20 protein-coding genes are annotated in these 26,266 nt (G+C 61.2%); 10 read left to right on the plus strand and 10 right to left on the minus strand.

Annotation, left to right across the window (positions count from 1 at the left end; genetic code table 11):
* Positions 1–148: 148 nt before the first annotated feature.
* Positions 149–2,233 (minus strand): ABC transporter substrate-binding protein, encoded by a 2,085-nt coding sequence (locus NKH99_RS24020; protein ID WP_352541688.1) that lies wholly within the window; start codon positions 2,231–2,233, stop codon positions 149–151.
* A 119-nt stretch (positions 2,234–2,352) separates the two neighbouring features.
* Entirely contained in the window at positions 2,353–3,819 is a 1,467-nt protein-coding gene (locus NKH99_RS24025) for an alpha-glucosidase/alpha-galactosidase (protein WP_352541689.1), read from the minus strand.
* 198 nt (positions 3,820–4,017) lie between these two features.
* Between NKH99_RS24025 and NKH99_RS24030 the strand changes: the two genes are divergently transcribed.
* The 5 genes from NKH99_RS24030 (at position 4,018) to NKH99_RS24050 (ending at position 7,618) form a co-directional block, all read left to right on the plus strand.
* On the plus strand, positions 4,018–4,893 hold the full coding sequence (locus NKH99_RS24030; RefSeq protein WP_502896436.1) for an AraC family ligand binding domain-containing protein: 876 nt from the start codon (positions 4,018–4,020) through the stop codon (positions 4,891–4,893).
* Between the two features lie 375 nt (positions 4,894–5,268).
* Positions 5,269–5,403, plus strand: coding sequence for a hypothetical protein (locus NKH99_RS24035; RefSeq protein WP_352501351.1), 135 nt, complete (start codon positions 5,269–5,271; stop codon positions 5,401–5,403).
* Positions 5,400–5,837 (plus strand): CBS domain-containing protein, encoded by a 438-nt coding sequence (locus NKH99_RS24040; protein WP_352472517.1) that lies wholly within the window; start codon positions 5,400–5,402, stop codon positions 5,835–5,837. The genes NKH99_RS24035 and NKH99_RS24040 overlap by 4 nt, the downstream gene beginning before the upstream one ends.
* 113 nt (positions 5,838–5,950) lie before the next feature.
* Positions 5,951–6,877, plus strand: coding sequence for an NADP-dependent oxidoreductase (locus tag NKH99_RS24045; protein ID WP_352449638.1), 927 nt, complete (start codon positions 5,951–5,953; stop codon positions 6,875–6,877).
* Between the two features lie 429 nt (positions 6,878–7,306).
* The gene (locus NKH99_RS24050) at positions 7,307–7,618 is read left to right on the plus strand and encodes a UBP-type zinc finger domain-containing protein (RefSeq protein WP_352501352.1); all 312 of its coding nucleotides are present in this window, start codon (positions 7,307–7,309) and stop codon (positions 7,616–7,618) included.
* Between the two features lie 144 nt (positions 7,619–7,762).
* Here NKH99_RS24050 and NKH99_RS24055 read toward each other — a convergent pair whose 3' ends face one another.
* From NKH99_RS24055 to NKH99_RS24065, 3 genes are all read right to left on the minus strand, one after another.
* Positions 7,763–8,932 (minus strand): GNAT family N-acetyltransferase, encoded by a 1,170-nt coding sequence (locus NKH99_RS24055; protein ID WP_353015897.1) that lies wholly within the window; start codon positions 8,930–8,932, stop codon positions 7,763–7,765.
* Entirely contained in the window at positions 8,929–9,924 is a 996-nt protein-coding gene (locus NKH99_RS24060; RefSeq protein WP_353015898.1) for a sterol desaturase family protein, read from the minus strand. The genes NKH99_RS24055 and NKH99_RS24060 overlap by 4 nt, the downstream gene beginning before the upstream one ends.
* A 239-nt stretch (positions 9,925–10,163) precedes the next feature.
* On the minus strand, positions 10,164–12,092 hold the full coding sequence (locus NKH99_RS24065) for a heparinase II/III family protein (protein WP_353015900.1): 1,929 nt from the start codon (positions 12,090–12,092) through the stop codon (positions 10,164–10,166).
* A 116-nt stretch (positions 12,093–12,208) separates the two neighbouring features.
* On the opposite strand from NKH99_RS24065, the gene NKH99_RS24070 reads away from it, so the two are divergent.
* The gene (locus tag NKH99_RS24070; protein ID WP_353015902.1) at positions 12,209–13,450 is read left to right on the plus strand and encodes a glycoside hydrolase family 5 protein; all 1,242 of its coding nucleotides are present in this window, start codon (positions 12,209–12,211) and stop codon (positions 13,448–13,450) included.
* Between the two features lie 168 nt (positions 13,451–13,618).
* Positions 13,619–15,544: an asparagine synthase (glutamine-hydrolyzing) gene (gene asnB / locus NKH99_RS24075; RefSeq protein WP_353015904.1), complete on the plus strand. Its 1,926-nt coding sequence runs from the start codon at positions 13,619–13,621 to the stop codon at positions 15,542–15,544.
* Here the strand turns inward: asnB and NKH99_RS24080 are convergent.
* Positions 15,518–16,636 carry a glycosyltransferase family 4 protein gene (locus tag NKH99_RS24080; RefSeq protein ID WP_353015906.1) on the minus strand — a complete coding sequence of 373 codons (1,119 nt, stop codon included), beginning with the start codon at positions 16,634–16,636 and terminating at the stop codon, positions 15,518–15,520. The genes asnB and NKH99_RS24080 overlap by 27 nt on opposite strands.
* Before the next feature lie 169 nt (positions 16,637–16,805).
* Here NKH99_RS24080 and NKH99_RS24085 point away from each other — a divergent pair, with 169 nt between their 5' ends.
* Positions 16,806–18,245, plus strand: coding sequence for a lipopolysaccharide biosynthesis protein (locus tag NKH99_RS24085; protein WP_352501358.1), 1,440 nt, complete (start codon positions 16,806–16,808; stop codon positions 18,243–18,245).
* A gap of 45 nt (positions 18,246–18,290) precedes the next feature.
* On the opposite strand, the gene NKH99_RS24090 is transcribed toward NKH99_RS24085, so the two are convergent.
* Genes NKH99_RS24090 through wecB form a run of 3 tightly spaced genes read right to left on the minus strand, consistent with a single transcriptional unit; the run spans position 18,291 to position 21,569 of the window.
* Complete coding sequence (locus tag NKH99_RS24090; RefSeq protein ID WP_031211886.1) at positions 18,291–19,094, minus strand: WecB/TagA/CpsF family glycosyltransferase; 804 nt, start codon at positions 19,092–19,094, stop codon at positions 18,291–18,293.
* Complete coding sequence (gene wecC, locus NKH99_RS24095) at positions 19,091–20,422, minus strand: UDP-N-acetyl-D-mannosamine dehydrogenase (RefSeq protein ID WP_352569040.1); 1,332 nt, start codon at positions 20,420–20,422, stop codon at positions 19,091–19,093. The genes NKH99_RS24090 and wecC overlap by 4 nt, the downstream gene beginning before the upstream one ends.
* Positions 20,415–21,569 (minus strand): non-hydrolyzing UDP-N-acetylglucosamine 2-epimerase, encoded by a 1,155-nt coding sequence (gene wecB / locus NKH99_RS24100; protein WP_352769429.1) that lies wholly within the window; start codon positions 21,567–21,569, stop codon positions 20,415–20,417. Before wecB ends, wecC begins: the two co-directional genes overlap by 8 nt.
* Before the next feature lie 201 nt (positions 21,570–21,770).
* On the opposite strand from wecB, the gene NKH99_RS24105 reads away from it, so the two are divergent.
* Positions 21,771–23,213, plus strand: coding sequence for a glucosamine inositolphosphorylceramide transferase family protein (locus NKH99_RS24105; RefSeq protein WP_352472505.1), 1,443 nt, complete (start codon positions 21,771–21,773; stop codon positions 23,211–23,213).
* An 18-nt stretch (positions 23,214–23,231) separates the two neighbouring features.
* On the opposite strand, the gene NKH99_RS24110 is transcribed toward NKH99_RS24105, so the two are convergent.
* Positions 23,232–24,545 (minus strand): VpsF family polysaccharide biosynthesis protein, encoded by a 1,314-nt coding sequence (locus NKH99_RS24110; protein ID WP_352472504.1) that lies wholly within the window; start codon positions 24,543–24,545, stop codon positions 23,232–23,234.
* 167 nt (positions 24,546–24,712) lie between these two features.
* On the opposite strand from NKH99_RS24110, the gene NKH99_RS24115 reads away from it, so the two are divergent.
* A complete protein-coding gene (locus NKH99_RS24115) occupies positions 24,713–26,263 on the plus strand; it encodes a GumC family protein (protein WP_352472503.1) in 1,551 nt (516 codons plus the stop codon).
* The last annotated feature ends 3 nt before the right edge of the window (positions 26,264–26,266 follow it).

Genomic DNA, 26,266 nt, shown 5'->3' on the forward strand with positions numbered 1-26,266 from the left:
TTTTTTTAATATACACGGGCCCAGAAATACCAACCGGGGGGGGGCGGTCGGTTTGGGGGCGTGGCCGCTTTTTTTGTGGTTCGGTTGGTTGGTTTGCGGGGGCCGCGCAACGTGGGGGGGCCGGAGTTCTCAGTCAGGGGAGGTAAACCTAGTTCATCGGGCCCTTGTCTCCGGGCTTGCCGGGAAGCTCTTCGGGGAACAGCTCGTACTTGGCCTGCTTGTCGGCAGCGACAAAGACCCGCTCGCGGACGATCGAATCCTCGGCCCAGTTGAACATGAAGATCGGCGTGCCCTGCGGGATGTTGGAGAAGCGTTTGTTGATGATCAGCGCGCCGGGATATTCCGTCAGGCCGACATTGTAGACGTGCTCGGTCGAGATCTTCTGGAACTTTCTCATCAGGCTGGCGCGCTCGTCATTGTCCGCGGACGAGACAAACTTGTTGACGATGTCGACGAGGTCCTTCTCGAAAGGCATCATATCGACCTCGCCGTTTTCCGGCGCACGATGGTCCCAGCTGGTTCGTGGACCGACCGGGGCCAGCTGATCGGTATTCTGGACGACGGAAGTCAGCTCCTGATCGTTGCGCCGTACCAGCCAGTCGAAGCGGCCGGAGTATTGCGAGGCATCGCGCTGGGTGCCGTTGAGTCCGTTCAGCACGATCCGCAGCCCTAGCTTTTCCATCTGGGCGACGACACCTTCGGCAAGGCTCTTGTCGGTGGTGTAGTCGTTGTTGACGAGCATCACGATCTCGACATTCTTGCCGCCGGCGGTACCTGCAGGAAAATTGACGAAGCCGTCGCCATCCGTGTCCTTCAGGCCTGCCTTGGCGAGTTCCGCCTTGGCGCCTTCGAGATCGAAGGGGTAGTAGACCGTCGACTTCCGGTCGTAGAAGCTCGTGCCCGAGGATAAGCCGCCCGGATAGATGGCAGTGAACGGACCCTTGACCAGCGAGTCGCCGAGCGCCTTGCGGTTGAGCGCCATGGTGACGCCTTTGCGGAAGTCCTCGTTGCGGTTCAGCTCGCGTATCGCCTGTCCGCGCTCGTCGGGGTTGCCCCAGCCATTGGCTGAGAAATTCATGCGCAGATTATAGCCGATCAGCCGCGCGCCGAACGCAAGCCGTGCCGGTGCGTCTTTTTGCGCCGCGCGCTTCAGCGAGGCGACGAAGTTCTCTGGCTGCTCCAGATTGGAGAAGTCGCCCGCCCCCGATACCGCCTGAACGTCGCGGTCGGCCCAGGTCGACAATTTGTAGTGCAGTTCATTGAGATACGGCAGCTGGTTGCCCTTCTCGTCGACCTTCCAATAGTACGGATTGCGACGCATGACGATGATGTCGTCGGGGCGGTATGCCACCGGCACCCAGGCACCCATCACCGGCATGTTCATATATTCCGGCGGGAACGCGTTCTTGAACTGCTCGTAGGTGTTCTTCGAATATTTCGGATGCTGCGGCTTCAGGATATGCGACGGGCCCGGACAAAAGGTGCCGTAAGCCATGGCGTAAAGGTATTGTTTCGGAAAGGCGTCCTTGAACGTCCACTCGACGGTGTAGTCGTCGATTTTCTTCAACGTCGTGCCGACGCCGAAGGTCTCCTGCGTCGCGCCGTTCAGCGGCGACACATTGGGGTCGATCACCTCGTCGTCCCAGTAGAACATCACATCGTCGGCGTTGAACGGAACGCCGTCCGACCATTTGGCGCCTTCGACCAGATGCATCGTCAGCGTGTGGCCGTCCTTCGACCAGTCCCAGCTCTTGGCGAGGTTCGGCAGCGGCTCCGTGTCCTTGGCCTCGACCTGGAACAGCGGCGCGGTGCGCGTCAGGCATTCGGAAAGGCCGATGTCGATACCGCCCCAGCCTTGCGTCTGGCCGGCGCCGTAGTTCCAGCCCTCCGGCCGGCCGCCGATGACATGACGCATCGTATCACCGTAGACACCGACGCCGTCCGGCATATTGCCGGTCTTGAAGACCAGCGGCTCCTTCGGCAGCCGGTCCTTGACCGGCGGCAGCTTGCCTGCCTTGACGTATTTGTCGGTGACCCAATCGGGTTCGTGGTATTCCGGAAGTGCCTTGAACTCCAGGATGGAGTCGCGCGCGACGTATTTGATCTTTCCCTCGGCGGGAAATTGCGCGGGCACCGGCGGCACGGTCGGCTCGGATGCATACGCGTTCAGCGCCGAGGCCGAGACGCTAAGCGCCAGCCCGGCGAGAATGCCAATGTTTCGAAAATTCCTCATCGTCTCTCCTCCCTGTTGTTCAGGAGCGCGTTGACGCCGCTCCATTTCTCCTCGAACGAATGTACAGACGGGTGCGGAAAATCCTCCCGAAAGCTTGCCGCGATCCGTTCTGGCGAAATTCAGACGGCCTGCTTGAGAGCCGTTTTTTCCGCACGCAATTCCTCGATCGAACGGACGTCGCGCCTTGCCGCACCGGCCCATTCGCGGGTCTTGATCCTGGATTTCGAAAGCCGTTCCTTCGCGGCCGGCACCGCATCGGCATATTGCGGCAGCCAGCGAGCCTGGGCGACGACCATTTCGTCCACCATTTGCCAAACCTCTTCCGGCGTCGAAACCGCGCCGACCAGCGGGTCGTGCAGGACCGCGAGCTTCAGCAGGTCGACATCGCCGGAGATCGCCGCATGAACCGACATGCGCTGGACGTTGATCGAGGAAATGCAAGTGGCGGCGCAGGCCTCCGGCAGCGTGATGCCGGAGGCCATGTTGATACCGAAGCGGTCGACGAAGCCGGGCGACTCGATGATCGCGTCCTGCGGCAGGTTGGTGATGATGCCGTTGTTCTTGACGTTGAAATGGCCGCGGTAAACGCGGTTCGTCTCCAGCGCCTCGAGAATGTGGCTGGCATGCTCGTTGGAGCGCTTGGCGGGGTCTATCGGCCTGGCGGCGGATTCCAGAAATTGCGGGAACTCCGTTTCGAACCAGTTGCGTGTTTCGGTCGAATAACGAAGGTAGCCGCCGGTCTCGCCGTGAATCCAGTCGGACATGTCGATCCAGCGGGTGATTTCGTCCGGCCGCTTGCGATACCAGGGCAGGTATTCGGAAAGATGGCCGTTGCTTTCGGTCGAATAGACGCCGAAGCGCTTCAGGACATCGATGCGCAGCTTTTCCTGCTGCGAATAGACCGGATGCGCCTCGAAGGCGGCAACCAGCTCGTCCTTACCGATCTTGCGGCCGTTGAGACGCAGGTCGATGAACCAGGTCTGGTGATTGATGCCGGAGCAGACGTAGTCGAGATCGGTGCGCGACTTGGCGCCGAGCACTTCGGCGATCTGGTCGGCGCCATGCTGGACGCCGTGGCAGAGGCCGACGGTATCGACCCTGCCATATTCGATCGCCGCCCAGGTGTTCATGGCCATCGGATTGGCGTAGTTCAGGAATTTCGCCCCGGGCTCGGCGACTTCGAGGATATCCTTGCAGAAATCGAGGATCACCGGAATGTTGCGCTGGCCATAGAGGATGCCGCCGGCGCAGATCGTGTCGCCGACGCACTGGTCGATGCCATACTTCAAGGGAATGCGGATGTCGTCCGCATAGGCTTCGAGACCGCCGACGCGAACGCAGCTGATGATGTAGCGTGCGCCCTCGAGGGCAGCACGGCGGTCTGTCGTTGCCGTAACCTTGGTCGGCAGCCTGTTGAATTCGACGACCCTGTCGAGGATCGACTTGATCATCTGGAGGTTGCGCTCGCTGAGATCGGTCAATGCGAATTCGACATCCCTGAATTCAGGAACGCACAAAATGTCGGTGAAGAGCTTCTTGGTGAACCCGACGCTTCCCGCACCGATGATAGCGATCTTGAAACTCATCAGCCTCACCTCGACCTGATCGAACGCTAGGGCAAAGGCGGCGAAAAGAGGCTGGCCCGCCTGCGACGCTATGCAGGCTGGAATCCAGCACTTCCTCCCATCCGCTCTTTGACCGCGGTTTCTTTTGCTTTTCTCGAGGGATTATGCGCCTTATTCGGCACGCGACCAGAGAAGGATTATGCTTTTAGGGGTAATTTTGTGCTGCGGAACTTGATCGACATCGGGCCGGCGGGCAGGACGGTATCGCTGCCGCGCGGGCGCCAGCGCCTACACACCATGCCGACAAGCACCGGCTATGAAGTGCGCGAGAACGAGGTCTACGACTGGGATGGGCGCAAGCGCGGCCTGACGCCGTTTACCGTGCTCCAGCATACGATCAGCGGCACCGGCCGATTGCGCTACGAGAACCGGAACTACCGCCTGCAAAAGGGCGACACTTTGCTGGTTCTCGTGCCGCACAACCACCGTTACTGGCTGGCCAAGGGCGAACGCTGGGAGTTCTTCTGGATATCGATGAACGGCGAGGAGGCACTGCGCATCCACAGGTCGATCCTTGCCGCCGTCGGTCCGGTGCTGCGGCTGCAGCCCTCGACGATCGATCATCTGGCTGATTGCAGTGTGCGCCTGATCACGGGCGCGGTCTCGCCGGGAGCCGCCTCGGCCGTCGCCTATGAAGCAGCCATGGCGCTCTACGACGATGTCTTCGGCTCGCATGCCGTCACCGACGACAAGAGCGCCATGCAGCCGGTCATCGATCACATCAGGGCCAATCTCGACAGGCCGCTCCGCGTTGCCGATCTCGCTGAGATCAGCGGCCTGAGCCGCGCGCATTTCTCGCGCTGCTTCGCCGAGAGCGAGGGACTTCCGCCCGCCGAATTCGTGCTGCAGCAGCGACTGCAGCTCGCGGCGAAGTTGCTGACGAAGGCCGATTTCCTGCCGGTCAAGGAAGTCGCCATCATGTGCGGCTTCGAGGATGCCAATTATTTTTCGAAGGTCTTCCGCCGCCTCTACGGCATCAACCCGACGCAGTTCCGCACCAACGGGATGTATGCCAGCCTGGGAACCGCCCGATAGCCCGATAGATTGGCACCGCGCTTGGCATCGGATGCGGGAACGCTTTTGCTTCCCCTCGGTTTAGGACAAGAGAGCCTGCTCGCCGCTGCGGCACCCCCGCTCTGGCGGAGATCAGGCCACAGATGTCAGGGAGTGATCGATGAACAACCCCGATCCGAACAACCCGAATCCACTGCCGGACAATCCCAATCCGGAGCCGGCCCGGCCGCCTGCCCCGCCGGAGACTCCGCCGGGAGAACCTCCAGGCGTACCCCCGCCCTCGCCGGATCCAATTCCGACGCCGGACCAGGAGCCGATCGGAGTTCCTCCCGGCACGCCTTCCGAAATTCCTTCGGAACCGACCTTTCCCGGGCCGACCGCCTGAAGGGCAGTCGGGTGGAGGATGGCAAGGGTGATTTCGGCGAAGCGCTCGAAACGGGTCTTGCCATGGAACGTTTTGCGCTGGCGCTCATTCACCCTTTCATCCTGGAAACCGGCGGCGGGCCCTGCAACCAAGGGAGGTTAAAATGAAAGTTGGCAACTGCATGACAAAGGACGTCGAGATCGCCAGTCCGCAGCAAACCCTGCGCGATGCGGCTGAAATGATGGGTCGCCTCGACGCCGGCGCAATGCCGGTGGGCGAGAACGATCGGCTTGTCGGCATGGTAACCGATCGCGACATCGCAATCCGCGGCGTCGCCCAAGGCAAGACACCTGACGCCAAGGTACGGGAAGTGATGAGCACCGAGGTCAGGTATTGCTTCGAAGACGAAGACGCAGAGGATGTTCTGCGTAACATGGCTGACCTGAAAGTGCGCCGCTTGCCGGTGCTGAACCGCGACAAGCGCCTGGTCGGCATCGTTTCGCTGGGCGACCTCGCCACCAACAGCGAGACGGCGACAGCAGGTGAAGCGCTGAGCGGCATCTCGCAACCCGGCGGCGAGCATTCGCAAACGATACACTGACGGCGCACCACCGGCCGGCCTTTGCTACGACCGAACCGCCGGCTGGATAGACGCCGGCCTGCCGGCGAAACTGTTCAGAGCGAACTGGACTGCAACCCGACGAGGAGCAAGCCATGATTACGATGAAGGCCGTCCGTATCCACGATTTTGGTGGACCGGAGGTTCTTTCGCTGGACGCGGTTCCGTTGCCTCAGCCGCATGACGACGAGGTCACGCTCAAGGTCTACGCGGCAAGCGTCAATCCCGTCGACTACAAGGTTCGCGAGGGCTCTTCGGGCGCGGATCTGCCCGTCACGCTCGGCCGCGACGTATCCGGCGTGGTGGAACTGTGCGGCACGCGGGCCCATACGCTGAAGAAGGGCGATCCGCTATATGCCATGCTCGGCAACGACCGCGGCGGCAACGCCGAATATGTCGTCGTGAAGGCAACGGAGGCGGCGGCGAAGCCGCAACGCTTAAGCCACGCCGAAGCCGCCGCCGTGCCACTTGCGGGCCTTACCGCGTGGCAAGGCCTTTTCGATCACGGCGGCCTCAAATCCGGGCAGCGGGTCCTTATCCATGGCGGCGCCGGCGGCGTCGGTCATCTGGCGGTGCAGTTCGCAAAGGCCGCGGGCGCGTTTGTCGCGACGACTGTGTCCGCGCAGGATTTCGATTTCGTCCGCGCGCTTGGCGCCGACCAGGCGGTCGATTACAAGAACCAGCGCTTCGAGGAGCTTGTCGAGGACGTCGACCTCGTCTTCGACCTGGTAGCGGGTGAAACACAGGACCGCTCGTGGGACGTGCTCAAGCCCGGCGGGACGCTCGTCTCAACGCTTTCCGAACCGTCGGCGGAGAAGGCCCGCCTGCATCGGGCTCGCGGCGTTTCCTATTTGACCAAGCCGAACGCGGCGCAGCTTGCCGAGATCAGCCGCCTCATCGACGCCGGGAAGGTCAGGCCATTCGTGCAGGCAATCTATCCTCTTGAGGAAGTCGCCAGGGCCGAGGAACAGCTCGAGAAGCAGCACACGCGCGGCAAGATTGTGCTTCAGGTAGCTGCCTGAGCACTCGCCGAACAACAGGCCGCGGGCCAGTTTGCGGAGTGCTCGGACACAGGCCGTTTTCTGCTGTCCAGAAGCCCGGCGGCCGAGAGTTTGACACAGGACGGCCCGCCGGGCCTGGCCGGCTTAGGCAGGTGCCGGCTAAAGCAGCATGCGCCGGGTTTGCCGGGATGCGCAAATCAAACAAATCAAGGAGATGCAACGGATCGTGAGGCACGTCGCGACGACACCGTCGCACGGCTGCGATCAGTTAACTGCGAAGCGAAGGACATAGCGTTTTCCGACAGGCGGGCCAGGTTCCTACCGGCCGCAAGCCGCAAAAACCGCTTCAAACTGTCGGAAACCGGCGATAGGTTCGAACCATGTCTCAACCCGCCAATATCTCGCGCGAAACGGCAGTCTCGCCGTGGCGCCACAACTGGTCAGGAGCGTATGATGGCAGACGAATGCAGGCACGCCGGGGACATTCGCGGCGTGACACCGAGCGCGCTCGGCTGCGAGGAATGCCTGAAGAGCGGTTCGCAGTGGGTGCATCTGCGGCTCTGCCGCACATGCGGCCATGTCGGCTGCTGCGACGACTCGCCCAACCGTCATGCCACCAAGCATTTTCGGGCAACCGGCCATCCTGTCATCGAAGGCTACGATCCGCCGGAAGGTTGGGGATGGTGCTACATCGACGAAATCTTCCTCGACCTCGGCGACCGCACCACGCCGCAAAACGGTCCGATACCGCGCTTCATTTGAGCTTTTTGCGAGCGGGCCGTTTCCGTGAAACGATGAACCGTTCTAAAGCATGTCGCGCAAAAGTGTGCAGCGGTTTTGCGATAACGACATGTTAAAACAAGAATCTAAAGCGCGTTGCATGAGGCCGATCGAACGCGACGCGCTTTAGTCCAAGGCTGCTTCGGCTTGAGCGGGCGCATCGCGTCCCTCTGGTGGTGCCGATGACCGCTCGCGCATATGCCTGACCGTCTGGAGAACACGATCGGCAAGAAGTGCAAGCGCGCCCTGTGCCGTGCGCGTCCCGATGACGGATTCCAGCGTAACCGCCTGCGTTGAGAATTTGTGTTTGAACGACTCTGCGCCACAGAGGAAATCGACCATGCTCAAACCGTGATCTATCGACCACTGCACGTAATCCATCAACAGGATCACACCCGGCGACGCCCGGCCGAAATCCGGATCGAACGTCGTCACGAAGGCCATCATCACGTCGTGCTGGACGAAATTGATCGACACCGCGACCATCACGCCATTGCATTCGAGGACGAAGATATGCAGCACGCCGGCGCGCGCCAACGCACCGACGAGCGCGGCGAGTACCGGGACGCCCTCTTCGAACAGGTCTGACTCACGCATGCGCTCGGTCAGCCATTTCCGCTTCAAGGCCGCGAGGCGCTCCAGTACCGGTTGCAGCGGCTCGTCGGGGGCAAGCAGGCGAAATCTCACCTGTCCGGTTTCTTCCAGCGCTTTGATGCCGCGCCGATAGTTCTGGCGCGTCTTTTTCGACTGGCCCGCGAACCATGCCGCTCCGCTTTCCCATTGTCCGGCAACGCGATAGCTGACTTCCGTTCGGTGAAACGGACGAAGCCTGATGCCGCCGGAAGCTCCTGGCGTGAAAATTTTGCGGGCCGCCGCATCCGGTGAGAGACGATTGATCAAGGCAAGGTCGAAGCCGCCGGCATCGCAGAGTTGGGTCCATAGCTCCTGCAGCGCCGATAACGAGCATTCCGGAGCAACGAGAATATCCCCATAGTCGGTATAGCTGCCGGCCGCCCATTCGAGAAACCGCAGCCCCCTGCGCCTGCCGATCGCCAGCGGAACGACAGCAACGAGTCTCTCGCCCTTCCAGACCAGGCCGATCCGCAACGCGCGCTGGTCACGGCGTTGTACGGTACTCCACCATGCCGAAATCCAGGCATGGCTTTGAAAGATCAGCCCGTCGGTACGATGCCAAAGCTCCATCCAAGCGGCTTCGACCGCAGCCAGGCGATCCGCCGAACGGACGATTTCCAGGCGCTCCGCGCCTAGGACGTCGATGGAAACAGCGGTGTTCATGAAGGAGAACTGTCCTGTGGCTGCGCGACCACATTGGGCCGTCTGTGAAACAGTCGCATGACATGCCTTGCCATCTTCTTGAGCGGCAGGATGTAGAGCCCAAAGAGCGACTGGTAATCGCGCACATCGCGATCGACCAGGCCAAATTTCAGGTCTTCATCGGGCTCCGGGACAAATTGCGTTCCGAACAGACGATCCCAGAACGAAAAAAGCAGGCCGAAATTCTTGTCATAATGACGAGGGTCGATGCTGTGATGCACCTGGTGCCAGTGCGGACACAGGATGATGTTGTTCAACGGGCCGAACGATATCTTGAGATGCGTATGGCGAACAAAGTCCATCATCAGGATGTTGCGGATGACGTAGACGTTGATGCCGAAGATAGCGACCTCTACCGGATCGAGTGCGATCAGGCTCCAGATCCCGAAGCAGATGCCCGGGATGACGCCATCCCACATACGGTTCATCAGATCGTCCAGCGGATGAACCCGGTCCTTGGTGATCCCCACCATCACCTCGGCCGAATGATGTACCTTGTGCAATTCCCACAGGAACGGGAAACGGTGCTGGGCGACGTGGTAGAGGTAGTATGAAATATCATAGGCGACCAGCATGGTTGCGGTGAAGATGACGATCGTCACCGGTCCCGCCCGGCCGCCGAGAAGCGGCGCGTGGATGTTAAGGAGCCAGCCAATTGCCTCGCGTGTGCCATAGCCCACCGCGACGACGAAGGTGACGCCGGCAGGAATAAGCAGGAAAGGCATCATCGCCCGTTTCGTGATCCAGAACATGGCGTCGGCTCGCGCCGACGGGTGCAGGATGACTTCCTGTGGGAAGGCGAAGTCGAAAAAGTCCCTGAGGGACTTATGTTCGGCAGTTCGCCAGTAGGCGATCACCGCGCTGCCCAGTGCGGTGAGGAGAAGCAGGCCGAGCGTGGTCAGATTGACGTTCGAAAGCTTTTCCACAATCGCTCTGGCAAATTCGGAAAACATTGATGCAGCGGCTCCTGGTCGTAAGAAGGCAGTCTGGGGGTCGTAAGAAGGCGATCTGGCGAATAGCAAAGCACAAAATTCCCGCCAAACTCGCTACGCCGCCTGCAACCAGTGGCTGTTGCGGGGCGCAGCGGGCAAAGCAGGCTGGATGGTGCGAGACTAGCAGATCAACGGTAACGAAACCGCTAAATGTCCAAACGTAATTAATGTCGAATACGGCTGGAACTCACGCGGCAACTCTACGTTGGCACCGGTTTTTGCTGTCGCGGCGGGTGAATTGGGGCAAGATGGATATCGATCCCGGCTTCGCCCACTTCACCGTGCCAGGCGAGGCGTTCGGCTTGCTGCCTGCTGCCAAAACGCAGTGAAACCCAACCGCCTTGGCCCGGCATGTCACCGCCGGCGCCGATATCGAGCACAGCATCAGGAAAGCGGATGGCCAACAGTACCTCGTCGCCGCGCAATACCGTGACCGTATCTTCGTGCCGCTCGGCATGGAGGCCGGCGGCCAGTTGGAAGACGATCTCGGACTGGCGCCTGCCGCCGAGCAGTTGGTCGGTGATGAGGATGCCATCGGCCTGGCGCGCCAAAGTGCGCTGATGCACGACGCCGAAGCGGCTTCTATAGCCGTCATGCCGGGCGCTCAGCCTCCAGTGCGGTTCCGGTTCGCTCTCCACCAGCGCTGCGACTGCCTTGTGCGACCAGTTGAAATTTCCAGCGATGGTGCTTTGACTCTTGCCCTCGATGTTCAGCGTGTTGTGCGCCGGTGTGGAGCGGAACCAGTCGCGCCATGCGCCTCCCGAACCGTAGAGCCAAGTGCCGGGATCGACCAGCACCGGCTCATCGTCGATGCACAGGGTGAGCGACAGCGCGTCGGCATGGCCGTGCGCCGCTATCGAGAGATAGCCGAGCGGTCCATGGTCGAACGTCAGTTCGACATTGCGGCCATTCATTGCTCCGCGCCAGACGGAGAGCCCGCCTTGCGTGAATGTCTGCAAGCCATGCACCGTGGGCGCCGGGCCTGACGGCGCACCAAAGAAAAGCGAACGAAAATCGTCAGGCTCCGGCGCGTTGCCCGGCGTCCCCAGTAAGCCGTGGATGGCGGCCGCGACGGATCGGATATAGTTCGGCTCGTCGCCCAGCTTCAGCACATGGCCCTCATCGTCGTCGCCGAAGCGGGCGGCTTTCTGTGGCAGCCAGCCGACGAAATTGGCGAAGGCGCCCAGACGCGCTTCGACGGCCGAGGGAAACGGCGTTCCCGCCTGGCGCGCCGCGGCGGCGCACAGCAAGATGAGTTCGGCGCTGAAGGCTGCATAGGTCGGCGTTTGCTCGGCACCGGCGCCGTCGGCAAGAATCTGCTTGTGCGTCTCATTTAAGAGCGCGCTGCGGGCAATTTCGGATTCGGCCCCGAGCGCCAGGCCAACCAGATATTCGCCAGCCAACTCTGCGACGAGATGGTTGTTGGCGGAGGAATATCGCGACGGAAACCGCGGCAGCCAATAGGCGCTTGCCGCGAGTATCTCACCGGCTTTCCGCAGCGTCGCCGGGTCAAGCCGGTCACCGATAAGGTCCAGGGTGACGATCAGGCTGATGGCTCGCAGCGCTACTTCGATGCCGGAAGCCCAGCCAATGCCTCGGTACGGCGGATTGGCGGAATGCCAACTGCCGATTGCCGCCTCAATGGCACTCCGGGATCGATTGTCCTCGCTGAGGAGCAGGTGTGCAGCCAGTACTGGCAATTGCTGCAGCCGGTTGATCTCCCAGACATATTTTATATCGCCAAGGTCGCCGCCATCGCGAAAATCGATATCGAAAGTATGAGCCTCGGCGCCAGGCCAAAGCCTGCCGGTTACCGGATCAAGACGCCAAAGCTCAGCAGGAAACAAACGATCGGGCTCACGCTTTGGCCATGTCCGCCCGAGTGCCGAAAACCGGCCATGAAGCATCTCTTGCGCGGCCGCCGCTATGGCCTGCCGTTGAGCGTCGGTCGCTGCCAGCGCAGCATGGCGAAATCCGGGCAGCACTGGGTGCAACTGCGGCGATGGATAGCGCTCCCACCCATCATCGCGGCGGCGCGACGCGATCCTTCGACGTTGCTCGCCCAGCCGGTGCAACACCTCGGCCGGTCCCATGCTGCGCAATCGGTTGATGTACCAGCCGATTCTCATGCACGCCCCGTCAACGTTTCGGTCCTTGTATACCATGCCGTCGAAAAGCTGCGGGCCGGCAATCTTCTTTCCCGTTCGTTGCGGTTAATATCTCCCGCGAGCATGCGGAGGGAGCGATGCGAAAAGCGGTGTATTTTGTTGCCTGGGTGCTCGCCTTGCTTGTGGCGGCCGAGGCAGAGCCCATCCCTCTCAAGCGCGGCGTTGGCGTGCATCAGTGGCTCAACTGGTCGCCGGTGGCGAAAGACGGAACCTACGTTTGGCCGCCCTATCGCAGCGAAAAGGAGTGGCTTGCGGAAAGCAGGCCGCTCACCGACTGGCCGGCCGGGGAGGTGTTTGCCCACATCCGATCGATGGGCTTCGACTTCGTCCGGCTGAGCGTCGATCCCGGCCCGCTGCTTGCCAGCGGGGACGCCAGGCGGCAGCAGGCGCTGGACATACTTGCCGCCGCCGTCGAGCGGATCACGTCGACCGGCCTCAAGGTGGTTTTCGACCTGCATGGCGTCACTCAGGTTCCCGACTACAGCATGGAGATGATCTATGGCGGCGCCGACAGCGAGGGCGTTGCCCGCTATCGTCAAATGGTTGTGGCGGTCGCCGCCATGCTGGTCAAGATAGGCACCGACAAAGTCGCCCTCGAACCTTACAACGAGCCCGCATACTACCCTTGCGATGCGAGCGGCAGCGATCACTGGCAGCGGATCATGGCAGGGACCGTCCACGACATTCGAGCGGTCAGCAGCGAACTTACCATCGTTGCAACCGGCGCCTGCGGCGGCAGCATTGCCGGATTGGTCAACCTCAGCCCCGGCTTTGATGACCCAAACCTCTATTACAGCTTCCATATGTATGAGCCGCACAGCTTCACCCACCAGCGGCCCGATGACACGATCAGCTTTGCTTCGGGACTTCCCTGGCCGGCCGACAGCAGTACACCCGAAGTGGTGACCGAAACCCTTAGAGCGCGGATGGAAGCTGCCGGCTTGAGCAGGGTCGAGCAGGTCATGAACATGGCCACCGCGCGCCAAGCAATCGCGAACTATTTCGAGCAGAACTGGGGCCAGAGCCAACTGGAGGCCAGCTTTCGCCAGGCTGTCGACTGGGCTGAAGGCCATGGCATTCCCAGCCGGCGGCTCTTCATGGGCGAATTCGGCGCTATCCTCATGTCCGCGGACGGCCGCATGGGCGCCTTTGAGGCCGACCGTTCGCGCTATCTCAAGGCAGTGCGCCGAGAGGCCGAACGCTTCGCGATCCCATGGTCTGTCTGGGAGTTCTCCAATCCCTATGGGATGAGCCTCATCCCGCCCGATGGTCCCCCGGTTCCCGACCCGGAGATGCTGCAGGCATTGGGCCTGCCATAGGTGCCATCACTCGCCCTCACCAGCGAACAACCGGTGGCAACCCCTGACGGCCAGGCTCGATCGAGGAACGGCCCATGGCAGCTTTCTCCCGGTTGGGTTGTATTGGCACGAAGTGTTTAACACATTTGTTGTACTGAGTGGGGAATGCGCGCGCCTAGGGGGGGAACAATGTGTGGAATTGCCGGATGGATCGGGCGAAGGGCTAAAAATCCACAAGAGCGGGCCGCCAGAATGTCAAACGCATTGCGGCATCGCGGTCCCGATGCCGAAGGCACCGAGATATTGGACCTGAATACCGGCGAGCAACAATTGGCATTGGTTCATCGCCGCCTGGCGATCATTGACCTAGCGCCCGAGTCGAATCAGCCGATGCAGATTGAGGACGGTCGTCTCAAAATAATTTTCAACGGCGAGATATATAACTACATCGAGCTGCGCCAGGAACTGATCGGCCTTGGCCATCATTTTCGAACGCGCTCCGATACCGAGGTGCTGCTCCGAGCCTACGATCAGTGGCGCTTGTCAATGTTCGACCGGCTGAGCGGCATGTTCGCCTTTGCACTCTGGGATGCTCAGAGGCAAGAATTGATCCTCGGCCGGGATCCCTTCGGGGAAAAGCCGCTTTACCTCATGCAAAGCGAAAGATTGCTGCTGTTTGCCTCGGAGATCAACGCATTGTTGTCGGCGCAGCAAGATGCGCAGCAACTCGATCTGGATGCGGTGGACGAGTATCTGAACTGGCGTTATGTGCCGGGACCACGCACGCTTTTTAAACAGATCCGCAAGCTCAATCCCGGAAGCTATGCTGTCTGGTCGCAAGGGGTGGTCAAGGAAACGCGCTACTATACGCCTCCGGATCAGGTGGCCCTGACCGAGCGGATCGACGGAAAAACCGCCAAGAAGCGATTTCTGGAACTGCTCGACCATTCCGTCGAGATCAGGATGCGCAGCGATGCACCTTTTGGGGCCTTTCTCTCCGGAGGACTCGACTCCTCGGCTATCGTCGCCCTGATGGCCAGGCACAGCGCCACGCCCATTCGCACGTTTTCCGTCGGGTTCGACGACGCAGCCTATAGCGAACTTGCATTCGCCCGGCGCGTTGCCGATCATTTCAAGACCGATCATTGCGAACTTGTCATCCAGCCAGGCGATCTGATGGATCACCTGCCCGCGATGGTTCGCCAACGCGGGGGACCTGTTTCGCAAAGCAGCGATATTCCAATTTACCTGATGTCGGAGCGCGCCTCGCAGGACGTCAAGATGGTGCTCACCGGAGAAGGAGCCGACGAGATTCTCGGCGGCTATCCCAAGCATCGCGCGGAATCACTGGCCGGGATCTACCAGTCGCTTGTTCCAGCCTCGCTGCACGATAACGTCCTTTCCCCTTTGGTACGCGCCATGCCGGGCGCGTCGGCCAAGGTCGATACGTTTGCCCGCACCGCGGGCGAAAGGGACTTTGCCGCCCGGATGGTCTCCTGGTTTGGAGCCGTTTCGGCGCAGCAGCGCGCTTGCCTGATCGGCGCGTCCGCAAATCGCCGTTATGAGCGCAACGACTTTCCGTTCTCGTCAAGCGCTGCGGCTTCCCATCTTCGCCGCGTGCTGTTTTTCGATCAGACATCGTGGCTGCCTGACAATCTCCTGGAACGAGGCGACCACATGATGATGGCCGGCTCAATCGAAGGAAGAATGCCGTTCCTCGATCGAGACCTGGTTTCATTCGTCAGCAAATTGCCCGATCGCTACAGGCTGGGTTGGTTGCACAGCAAGCAGATCCTGCGCGACAGCATGGCCAATATCCTCCCGGAGGAAATTCTCAGCCGCCGCAAGGTCGGGTTCAAGGTACCGGTCGCCGAATGGTTTCGCGGATCGATGAGGAACTACGTGCATGACCATCTTTGCTCGCCTCACTCCGTCATTCGCAGCTATCTGAGTCCGAAACAGCTAGATCAAATCGTCTCGGAACACACCACGCGTGCCGCAGACCACGAAAAGCTGATATGGGCGCTGTTGAATTTGGAGATATTCCACCGCGAATTCAGGCTCGACGCGCCGCCGCGATCGTCGGCCTCAGCGCTTGACCGGTTGACGGCTTGACGCGGCCGACCGCCAGACATCGCAGATTGCGCCGACAAACGGGGCGAGCTCAAGCCGTTCCCGATGCACTGCCATGGCACCGGCACCAAGCTTTGCCCGCAGTGCCGGGTTCTCCGCGAGGCGGCTCAGCGCCTCGGTCAACGCTGTAACATCGCCTGGCGGCACCAGCAGCCCGGATTGCCCGTCGGTGATTATGTCTTCGACGGCGCCAACCGGGGTCGCCACCACCGCCAAACCGGCTGCCATGCCTTCGATCACCGACATCGGCAGATTTTCGGCGAAGGATGGAAGAACCAGAATATCGGCCGAAGAAATCAGCGATGCGACATCGTCCGGTCCCACCCAACCCGGAAAGGCGATCCGGTCTGCAATCCCCAGCGCGGCCGATTTTGCCCGTGCCGCCTCGACTTCGCCATCGCCGGCAATCGTGGCGCGCCAATTCTTGACAGGGCTCATGCGGTGCAGCGCGTCTAACAATTGCGGTACGCCCTTGCGGTCGCCGATGCGGCCCAGGAACAGGATATGCACATGGTCGCCGCCGCCGACATGCGCCAGCGACGGGACTTCGGTCGCATTGGGCACGATCACGATATTGCCGGCTGCGCCCGGCGCCCGGCTGGCGACGAAATCGCGCCAAAGCCTGCCCAAAACGATCACCCGATCGGCATGCTCGAACAGAGCTTTGATACGGCGGCTAATGAAACCGCGGTCGGCTTTCCAGAATGTCTGATACTGCGCCCCGTGCAAATGCAGGACATAGGGTATCGACAGCAGCCGTGCGCAGGCGGCGATCACCATCTTGCGGTAGGTGCTGCCGGAAACTGAGATGTTGATATGAATGACATCGGCGCGTCCAGCCAGACGCGCTTTAAGCATCCGTAAGCAAAAACCGAGCATATAGAAGATCGAAAGTCCGACATGCCCCGGGCCACGACTGGCAAGGAAGCACACATCGATGTCGGCGATTTCTTGCCGTTCGAACTCCTGCTTCAGCGCGCCCATGATGCGGTCGATGCCGCCCTGCCCCGAAACGCCCGAGGGCGTCGCGACCAGGACATGTATTTTTCGATCGGATATGAGGCGCTGCAACATGATGGTACTCTAAATAACACAGACCGGGTAACTGCAAAGCAAACGTTCCCGATAAGTTTTACGGCAAATCTTTTAGTTCAAACTGAATCTGTTCACCCTTCGGCGTCATCGGGCTGGATTTTCCGCCAGTCGGCGGCTAGTCGAAGGTGAGTTTTCCAGGGACACGCCCTTGCTGCTCCGTTCCACGCTCATTTATGCTCCGGCGATCCTGCTGACGCGAATTTCGGCGCTGCTCCTGCTGGTCGTCGTGACGCGTTTGATCGACCAGACCGAGTATGGCCTGCTCACCCTGGTGGTGACCGTCGGGGAAATGACCGACATTGCCGTCACCAACTGGCTGCGCATCGCCTTGCTCAGGCTTGGCGGCAAGGGCGAAGTCAGCCGCGGCAGCCTGATGCTGGCCGGGCAGGTGTTGCTTGCCACCACGGCACTGGCGCTGGTCATATCGGTAGGCGCGTCGGCGGTGATCGTGCCTGAACGCTGGATCGAGTTCGCGATCGCAGTCTGCGGCTATCTGGTCGCCGGGTCCATCAGCCGCTTCGCGTTGACGGTGCTGCAGATGCAGCAGCGCCATTCGGTCTATTCGATGCTAGAAGCCCTGCGTGCCCTGCTGCAACTCGCGTTACCGATCGGCGCTATCCTTGTCTTTCAGGATAGCTTTCTGACGGTGTCGCTCGGCTCGAGCCTCGGCGCCTTGATTGCCGGCATCGTGGCGGGCATCATGGCATCGCGACGGCTCGTTGCCGGTCCGCCGCGTTTCACCCACAGGGACTTCTTTGCGCTCGGTGTGCCGCTGATCATCATGGCGCTGGTTGGCTTCGGGCTCAACAGCGCGGAGCGTCTGTTCCTCAAGTTCTATTACGATGCCAGCGCCGTGGCGATCTTCGCGGCAGCCTATGCGCTGGCCCGCCAGCCTATCGATATGGTCGCCAACGCCATCAACATGGGCGCCTTTCCCGAGGTGGTTAGCCGGTTCGACGAGGATGGGCCCGCGGCATCGGGTCGGTTGCTGTCGCAGTTAATGGCCTTGATGATGCGGCTTTGCCTGCCGATTGCAGCGATGCTGGTCGCGCTCAGCAGCGATATCACCGAGCTCATGCTGCCCTCGCAATATCACGGCCGCTTCGGCCTGCTGTTTCCGATCATTGCCTTCAGCGTGCTGTGCGCCAACCTCACCAGCTTCGTCTATGGCGTCGTGGTGCACGCGCACAAGCGGCCGTGGCTGCTGATCATCGCCAATCTCTTCGGCTCGGTGGCAACAATCGCATTGTCCCTGCTGTTGATCCCCCCGATGGCGGAGATCGGCGCCGCTTTGGCGCTGGCGGGGGGCTCGGTGGTGGGCTCCGTAACCTGCATCATCATCAGCGAGCGGCTCACACCGGTGCCGGTGCCGTGGCGCGACATCGGTGTTTCGGTAATCATCTCGCTCAGCACGGGGGTGGCCGCCAAGCTTGCCAGCATGGTGGCCGGCGACGTGCCGGCGATCTTCTCGCTTGTCGCCGGCGGCACCACCGGCGCCGCGGTTTTCTTCGGGCTGACCTCGTTGTTCCACCCCGTGGCAGCGACGCAATTCGTCGCCCAGCTGCGAGCGCGGCTACGGATCGCGTAAAGCGAAGTCCAGGGGCAACGCCTGTTTTGTGGGGGGAACGCGAAACTATAAACCGGCGTTTCGGCGCCAGCGACGCTCCCAGAACTCCCGGCACAGCAGTCCCGCATAGGCAGTGTTGGTGTCGTAGTAGCGGCGCCACAAGCGTCGCGGCTCCTGGACGACGCGGAACAGCCACTCCAGGCCGGCCGCTTGTATCAGCTTCGGCGCACGGGCAACCTTGCCCCCATAGACGTCGAAACTGCCGCCTACGCCCATCACGAAGCTTGAGGCGAGTTCATCGCGGTAGCGTTTGAGAAAGCGTTCCTTGCGCGGTGTCGGCATGGCCACCAGCAGGCAGTCGGCGCCCGAGGCGTTGATCGCCGCGACGATCCCGGCCTCGTCCTCCGGCTTGAAATAGCCGTTGCGCATTCCCGCTATGACGAGGCTCGGATGGTCCTTGGCAAGTCTCACTACAACCGCGTCGAGAACGTGCTGTTCGGCCCCCAGCAGATACGGCCTGAATCCACGCTTCGCGCAGAGGCTCAGCAGATTGATCATGATGTCGACGCCCGCCACCCGCTCGGGCAGCGCGACGCCGCACAGACGTGCACCCCAAAGCACGCCGATGCCGTCGACATTGACCACGTCCGCCCCGGCCACGTCCTCGCGCAGCTCGGCATTCTGGCGCATGGTCACCAGCTTGGCGACGTTCACGACCACATGATGCAGCGGCCGCCCCAGGGTCATCGCCTCGTCGGCGATGGCCAGTGTCTCGGCCATGGTCAGCGCATGGATCGGTGCACCAAGGAACTCCCGGCGCCGTGATGCCAACAGGGAATGCTGCGCCCATGCCGGGGCGTGCGCGTTCATGCGGCCTGCTCCCTTGCAAGCGTCACTTGTGCGACCTCTGGTTTCTTGCCTTCGATGCGGGCGTCGGGCTTGCGTGCCTTGCGCCACGTCCACAGACCCCTCGTATCGACGAGCTTCTTGTCCTTGAGCGCTTCGGGGTCGACCAGATTGAACTGCCGATGGTCGACCAGGAGGACGACGATATCGGACTTGTCGATGGCCGAAAGTGCGTCGGTGAACACGATGCCCCTGCCCTCGAGCTCATGCGGCAGCGCATTTGTGTTGGGTTCAGCCGCAATGATCTTCACATTGGGGTTATCGGACAGAAGCTTCACCACCTCGACGGCCGGGCTCTCGCGCAGATCGTCGATATTGGCTTTGAAGCTGAGGCCAAGACAGGCGATCGTTTGCTTGCGGGAGGGGTCGAGCAAGGCCTCGATATCCCTGACCACCGACATGGGCCGTTCGGAATTGATCCGGCGTGCCGAAGCCATCAGCCGCGTGCTGTTGGGTGCGGCGTCGATGATAAAATATGGATCGACCGCAATGCAGTGACCGCCAACGCCCGGGCTCGGCTGGAGGATGTTCACGCGAGGGTGTCGATTGGCGAGATCGATCACTTCCCATACATTGAGCGACAGATCTTGACACACGGCGGCAAGCTCGTTGGCAAAGGCGATGTTGACGTCGCGGAACGCGTTCTCCGTCAGTTTCACCAGCTCAGCACTTTCGGCCGTTGTCATGAACAGGTCGCCGGTGACGAAGGTCGAATAGAGTGCCGCGGTCCGCTCCGACGATTTGCGGGACAATCCGCCGATCGAGCGATCGTTGTTGATCAGCTCGGTCAGCACCTTTCCCGGCAGCACACGCTCGGGCGAATAGGCGACCAGCACATCGGCGTCTTCGCCATGCTGGACAGGAAATTTGAGATCAGGCCGCAACTCGGCAAGCAGCCCGGTCATGATACGCGTGGTTCCAACCGGCGATGTCGATTCCAATACCACAAGGTCTCCGCGCTTCAGCACGGGGGCGATGCTTCGTGCCGCCGCGAGCACGTAGGTCACGTCCGGCTTATGATCGTGGGTCATCGGGGTCGGCACGGCGATGATATAGGCGTCCGCCGGCTGCGGCGTGCTGTAGGCCATGAGCTTGCCGTTCGCCACGACCTTCTGGATCAGACCGTCAAGGTCCGGCTCGACGATGTGGATTTCGCCGCGATTGACCTTCTCGACCACCGCTCCGTTGACATCGACGCCAATGACGTTGAGCCCGCGGCTGGCGAAAATGGCGCAGGTCGGCAGGCCGATATATCCCATGCCGATTACGGAAACGGTTTTGATTTCAGCCATGATGCAGCAGTTCCTCAACAATCCGGTTACTGGCCCGGCCATCGCCATATGGGTTGTGTCGTTCCGCCATGCCACGATAGGCAGCCTGATCGTCGAGCAGGCGATTGGCGTTGAACAGGATTTTTTCGACATCGGTGCCGACAAGGCGGGCGGTGCCGGCCACGATCCCCTCGGGTCGCTCGGTATTCTCGCGCATCACCAGCACCGGCTTGCCGAGCGACGGCGCTTCTTCCTGAACGCCGCCGCTATCGGTAAGCACCAGATAGCTCTGCTTCTGCAGGTACAGAAACGGCAGATAGTCCTGCGGCTCGACCAGATGGATGTTCGGCACGCCTTCCAGCTCTGCGTTGACCACCGAGCGCACATTGGGGTTTGGATGGACAGGGTAGACGACCTGCACGTCTCCGCGCGCGGCCAATCCCTTCAACGCCGTACAGATGCGCTGGATGCCGCCGTCGAAATTCTCGCGGCGATGTCCGGTGACGAGGATCATCTTCTTGGAAGGATCGAGGAAGGGAAAGCTGGCAGCGAGCTTCGCGTTCATCAGCCTGTCGGCATCGATCGCGCTTGAAAAATGCAACAGCGTGTCGATCACCGTGTTGCCGGTCACGAAAATGGTGCTTTCGGCCTTTCCTTCGGCGATGAGATTGTCGCGCGCTTGAACGGTCGGCGCAAAATGCCAGGTGGCGATGTCGCCGGCAATCTTGCGGTTCAGTTCTTCAGGAAACGGCGAGTTGATGTTGTGGCTGCGCAATCCTGCTTCGACATGAGCGACGGGGATACGCTTGTAGAAGGCAGCAAGAGCCGCCGCCATTGCCGTGGTGGTGTCGCCCTGTACCATGACGATATCGGGCTTCGCCTTGTCCAACACCTCGGCCATGCCCAGGAGCACGCGCGAGGTCACATCGAACAGCGACTGGCCGGGTTGCATGATGTTGAGATCGTGGTGCACAGGCAAGCCGGTCAGCTCGACAACCTGGTCGACCATTTCACGATGCTGGGCGGTTATGCATATTTCGGTGATGAAGCCTGGATGAGCGAGGGCGGCACGCGCCACTGGAAAGCATTTGAGTGCCTCCGGCCTAGTGCCGAACACGATCAGCAGTTTCTGCCTGGATGGCAGTTTTGGACGTGAAAGGACGTTCATCGCTGATCCTGGTCGCCTGCAGCCTTCGGGACATGCCGACTATTGCCCGCAAGAGTCATAATAGCGCCGGAAAGCGCCTTCGTGATCTCAATTCTTAATATATGATTAACAACCAAGGCCGCGTTCTCCCGGTTTAACTCTTGTGAAAGGTTGGGCTGACAAGTAGTCTATGGCAGTAGTCTTGAAAAAGAATATATTGGATTGACTAATATTTTAATCATCGGCCACGCCGACCCATCCCGGCGCTGGGAAAATGAGCTTCTGGCGCGGTTGAGTGCGGCTGGACATGCGGTTTCGAGTTGCCGCGCGCCGACGCCTGAACCCAATGCGCGCACGATGGATAATGTGCTGGCGCTCGAGGGCCGGCGCTTCGGCCCCTCACTGGCAAGCCGTTCCCGGCCGTTGCCGTCCGGCGACACCGGCCCAGTCGATCTTATAGTCGATCTCACGGCTACCGCCGCACGACGCGGCACGCCTGTCCTGACGCTCGAATTTTGCGGCCAAAGCAGCTTTGCCGCAGGCATGACCGAGATGCTGGCGAGCGGGCGGCTGCCCGAACTCACCGCGCGCCTCGACGGCGTTGCCGTCGCCAGGGCGCGGCCGATGATCAGCGACCGGTTGTGGCTGTCCCGAACCAGCAACGACCTGCTCGCCGGCGCCATCTCCCTGATTGCCCAATGTGTCGCCCGCTTTTCCGCGGGCAAACTTGCGCCGATTGCCGAGAGCCCGGCGCCGCCCCTGCAGAAAGGCGGATTTATCGGGCACTATCTGCCCTTTTTCGGCAGGGGGTTAGTCGACCGCGCCGTGCAAAAACTGCGACGTGGTCGGCGTCCCTTCTATTGGCAGGTTGCTTATCGGCTGATCGACGGTCCAGGCGTCGCCGAAACCGGACTGCTGGATGGTAAGCCCTTCACCGTGCTTGCCGATGACGGGCAGCGCTTCTACGCCGATCCGTTCGTTCTCGAGCGCGACGGCCGTCATTTTCTGTTTGTCGAGGAGTTTCCCTACTCCACCGGCCGCGGGGTGATTTCTGTCGCTGAACTTGGCACCGACGGCACTTTCGGCGTGCCGAAAGTGGTGCTGGACGAAGCGCATCACCTGTCATATCCGCAGGTGTTCGCTCACTCCGGCGAGATTTTCATGATCCCTGAAAGCGCTACGGCGCGAGAACTGGTGCTCTACCGTGCCGTGCAGTTTCCGGATCGCTGGGTACGCGATACGGTGCTGATGACGGACAGGGATTTCAACGACGCCACGCTGCTCGAATCCGACGGCCGTTTCTGGCTGTTGGGGACGGAGCGGTTCGGTTACGGCAGCGCGTCCGACACGATGGCCGTCTATTCCGCCCCGGCGCTGCGTGGGCCGTGGGCTGCGCACGCGCTCAATCCCGTCGCCGTCGATCACTCGGCCACTCGGCCGGGCGGCGCTTTCATCCGCCAGGGCGACGCTTTGCTGCTGCCGGTGCAAAACGGGTCTAGAGCCTATGGCGGCGGCCTGGGATTGATGCGGCTGGATCGGCTTGATGATTTCGATGTCCTGTTTGCACCGCCCCACCCGATCGGCCCAGGACCGGCATGGGCGCGGGCGGGCATCCACACGCTCAATCGCGCAGGCAATGTCGAGGTTGTGGATAGCGCCGGCTGATGCGTCTGGAGCCTGCGCTTATCCAAGCCGATCCAGTTTCGGCTCGGATGCGACAGCGGTCGAAGACGTGCTCTTCGGCTGGTTTCTATACGGCACGTTTCTATAGGCAAGCAGCAACACCACGATAGTCGTAATATCCGGCGCTTTTGACGAGAGCGCGTTGTTCGACAGCGCAGCAAGCAGGAAGGTCATGGTGCCGATCCATGCCGGCAGCGGCGCCGCGCGCAGCAGCCGAAAAATGAACCAGAATACCAGCACTATGAAGAGCACAGCTATCGGCAAGCCGAAGAGCATGGTGATGACCACCGGAGCGCTCTCGATATAGGGCAGATGCAGCTTCTCTTTGACGATCGCCAGGAGGTCGTCGACGTTCATGCCAAACAGGATGTCTTTCCAGCTAACAAGTCCGAATATCTGGTAGATCGTCACCCGCGCCATGAAATTCTCGTCAAAGATCGTGTTGCCGAATCGATTCAGCAGCCCGCCCGAAAATAGTATGGCCACCAGCACTGCGCCGCTCACCAGGGCGAACAGCAGCACGACGGACTTGGCCTGCCGCTGGTGCTTGAGAGTCAGGCGCGGCCAAGGCACGAACAGCAGCAGAATGAGGGTTTCTCCCGCAGCGAGCATCAGGGCGGCGCGGGCGCCTGACGCAGCACAACCGACGAGCAACACGAGAATCGATGCCACCCGCACCCATATGCGCCAGCGCGTCAGCGGCACGAATCCGATGGCTGTGGCGCAGAGCGCGCCTAGCGCCAGCGGGTGCGCCGATAGGCCAATTGGCCTGAACTGCAGTTCGTTGAGACCGTAAGGCATAAATCGATGTTGAGTCACCGCTTCGATCGTGCCGAGCACAGCGCTGAGGATCACCATTCCAAGCACGACGTCGCCCAACGCCCGCCGCACTTCCGCGTTCAAGGCCAGCATCAACAGGCCTGCGGCGCCGGCCACCAGATAAGAATCGATGATGAACCCGGAGGAGCCCGCACGGCCGGTGACGAACAGATAGGGCACCAGCGCGAACATCAGCACCGAAAAGCGAATCAACGCTTTGAATATCCCAATTTCGTCGCCCTGCAGCAGAAACGGTCGGCTGAAAAGAACGACGGCAAGGACCAGGAAGATCGCATAGGTGCCGAAATGCAGCTTCTCGTAGAACGAGCCCCCCTGGGCCGTATAGTCGACGACCATGTTCATCACCTGCGGCGACACCGTAAAGCGAAGCAGGAGCGCGAAGGCGGCGCATAGGAAAAACAGCAGCGACAGCGCGTTCTCACGGCGCGCTCGACTGGGCAACAATCGTTCCGATGCGGCAGCGGGATAGCTCATGGCCCATCCAGGTGAAGGTATTCAAACAGCATTCCGGGCAACGAGACCCCTTCAACGTCCGCCGGACGGACAGCGAGAGCGGTAAAATGGGCCAACTTGGAAAATAAGATGTTAACGATGTTTCTGTAGAGCAGGCCAAGCGTAATGATTTAACAAGGGTTGTCACCATGTCTGCCGGTTCCGGCACACCCCCTATCTCCGCGACGGCTTCCAATAACAGTGCATTCGAGCGTATCGCCAATGCACGGCGGAGGGCATTGCTGCAACAGCATGGCCCAGTCGCGGGGCTAAGCTCCGCGCCGGTGACGCCGCAACCTCCAGAGCCTGTCGCAACGGTGACCCTGGACAAGATCGGCGATTTCCTTGAGCTCGATTTTCGGCGTCTGTTCGTCTGGCTGCGGGCCGGCCTCGCCCTGGCCTTCATGCTGGCGGTAGTCGGCGGCATTGTCGGCGGCGCCTATGCATTGCTGAGCAAGCAGCGTTACACCGTCACGACCGAGGTCCTCATCAACCCATCCAATTTGCAGGTTGTGGAAAACGACCTCTACTCGCAACCGGGCCAGGTCGATAGCCAGTTGCTCAGCACGCGCAGCAAGCAGCGCATCCTGACCTCGGGCAACGTGCTTTCCCGTGTGGTGGACGAACTGAACCTGACTCACGATCCGGAGTTTTTCGATCCGGACCGGAGCACATCCTCGTCCGGCGCTGTGGCGAAGCCCGACCCGAGGCTCATCGCCTTGAAGAACCTGGCGGACCGGGTAGACGCCATCGCGGATCCGACCTCGTTTGTCACAACCCTCTCGGTATCTGCGGAAACCACCGCCAAGGCGATCCTGATCTCGCAGGCCATAGTCAAAAACTTCCAGGAAGAACTGGCTAAGGCCGAAGCTGCCGGCGCCAGCCGTGCCGCGGCTGCCCTTGACAGCCGGCTTGGCCAACTCAAGAGCGACGTGCAGGCAGCCGAAGAGAAGGTCGAGAGCTACAGGCGCAGCCACAACCTGTCGTCCAGCAATGGCCAGCTCGTCAGTTCGCAGACGCTGACGCAGCTCAATGGCGAAATCGTCGATGCGCAATCGCGTGTCATCGCCGCGCAGGCAAGCTACGACGCCCTGGTTGCCTCCGGTATCAACGGGGCCAATCCCGACCCCACGGTTTCGGAAGCGCTCGCTGCGCTGCGCGACAGGTCAAACAGCCTGCGGCAGCAGATCGACTCACAGTCGATGACCTTCGGTCCGCGCCACCCGACGATTGTCAGGCTCAGGACGGAACTCGAGACCGTCAACTCGCAACTCCGGGCCGAGTTCTCCCGCACCGTCGGCACGGCAAAGGCCAGCCTGGACAAGGCCCGGGCCTCGTTGGCTTCTCTCAACGCCAGGATGAACGATCTGAAGGGCAATGTATTCACCGACAGCGAATCCGAAGTCGCCCTGCGAGAACTTGAACGCGATGCCGCGTCCAAGAGAGCGGTCTATGAGAGCTTCCTGTCACGTGCGCGCCAAATCAGCGAGCGCGAGCAGATCGACACCACAAACGTACAGGTGATTTCGACCGCGGTGCCCCCGCCCGCGCGCTCATGGCCCCCGCGCACTGCCCTGGTGGCAGGCGCCGGAGCGTTCGCAGGCTTTGCCCTGGGGATGCTGCTGGCCATCGGCATGGGCATCATCCGCGACATGCGCCGGCCGCCGAACCGATCAGGCGTTGCCGCCAGCCGAGCCTGAAGC

It is taken from the genome of Mesorhizobium sp. M0854 (assembly GCF_040319815.1).
Taxonomy (GTDB): domain Bacteria; phylum Pseudomonadota; class Alphaproteobacteria; order Rhizobiales; family Rhizobiaceae; genus Mesorhizobium.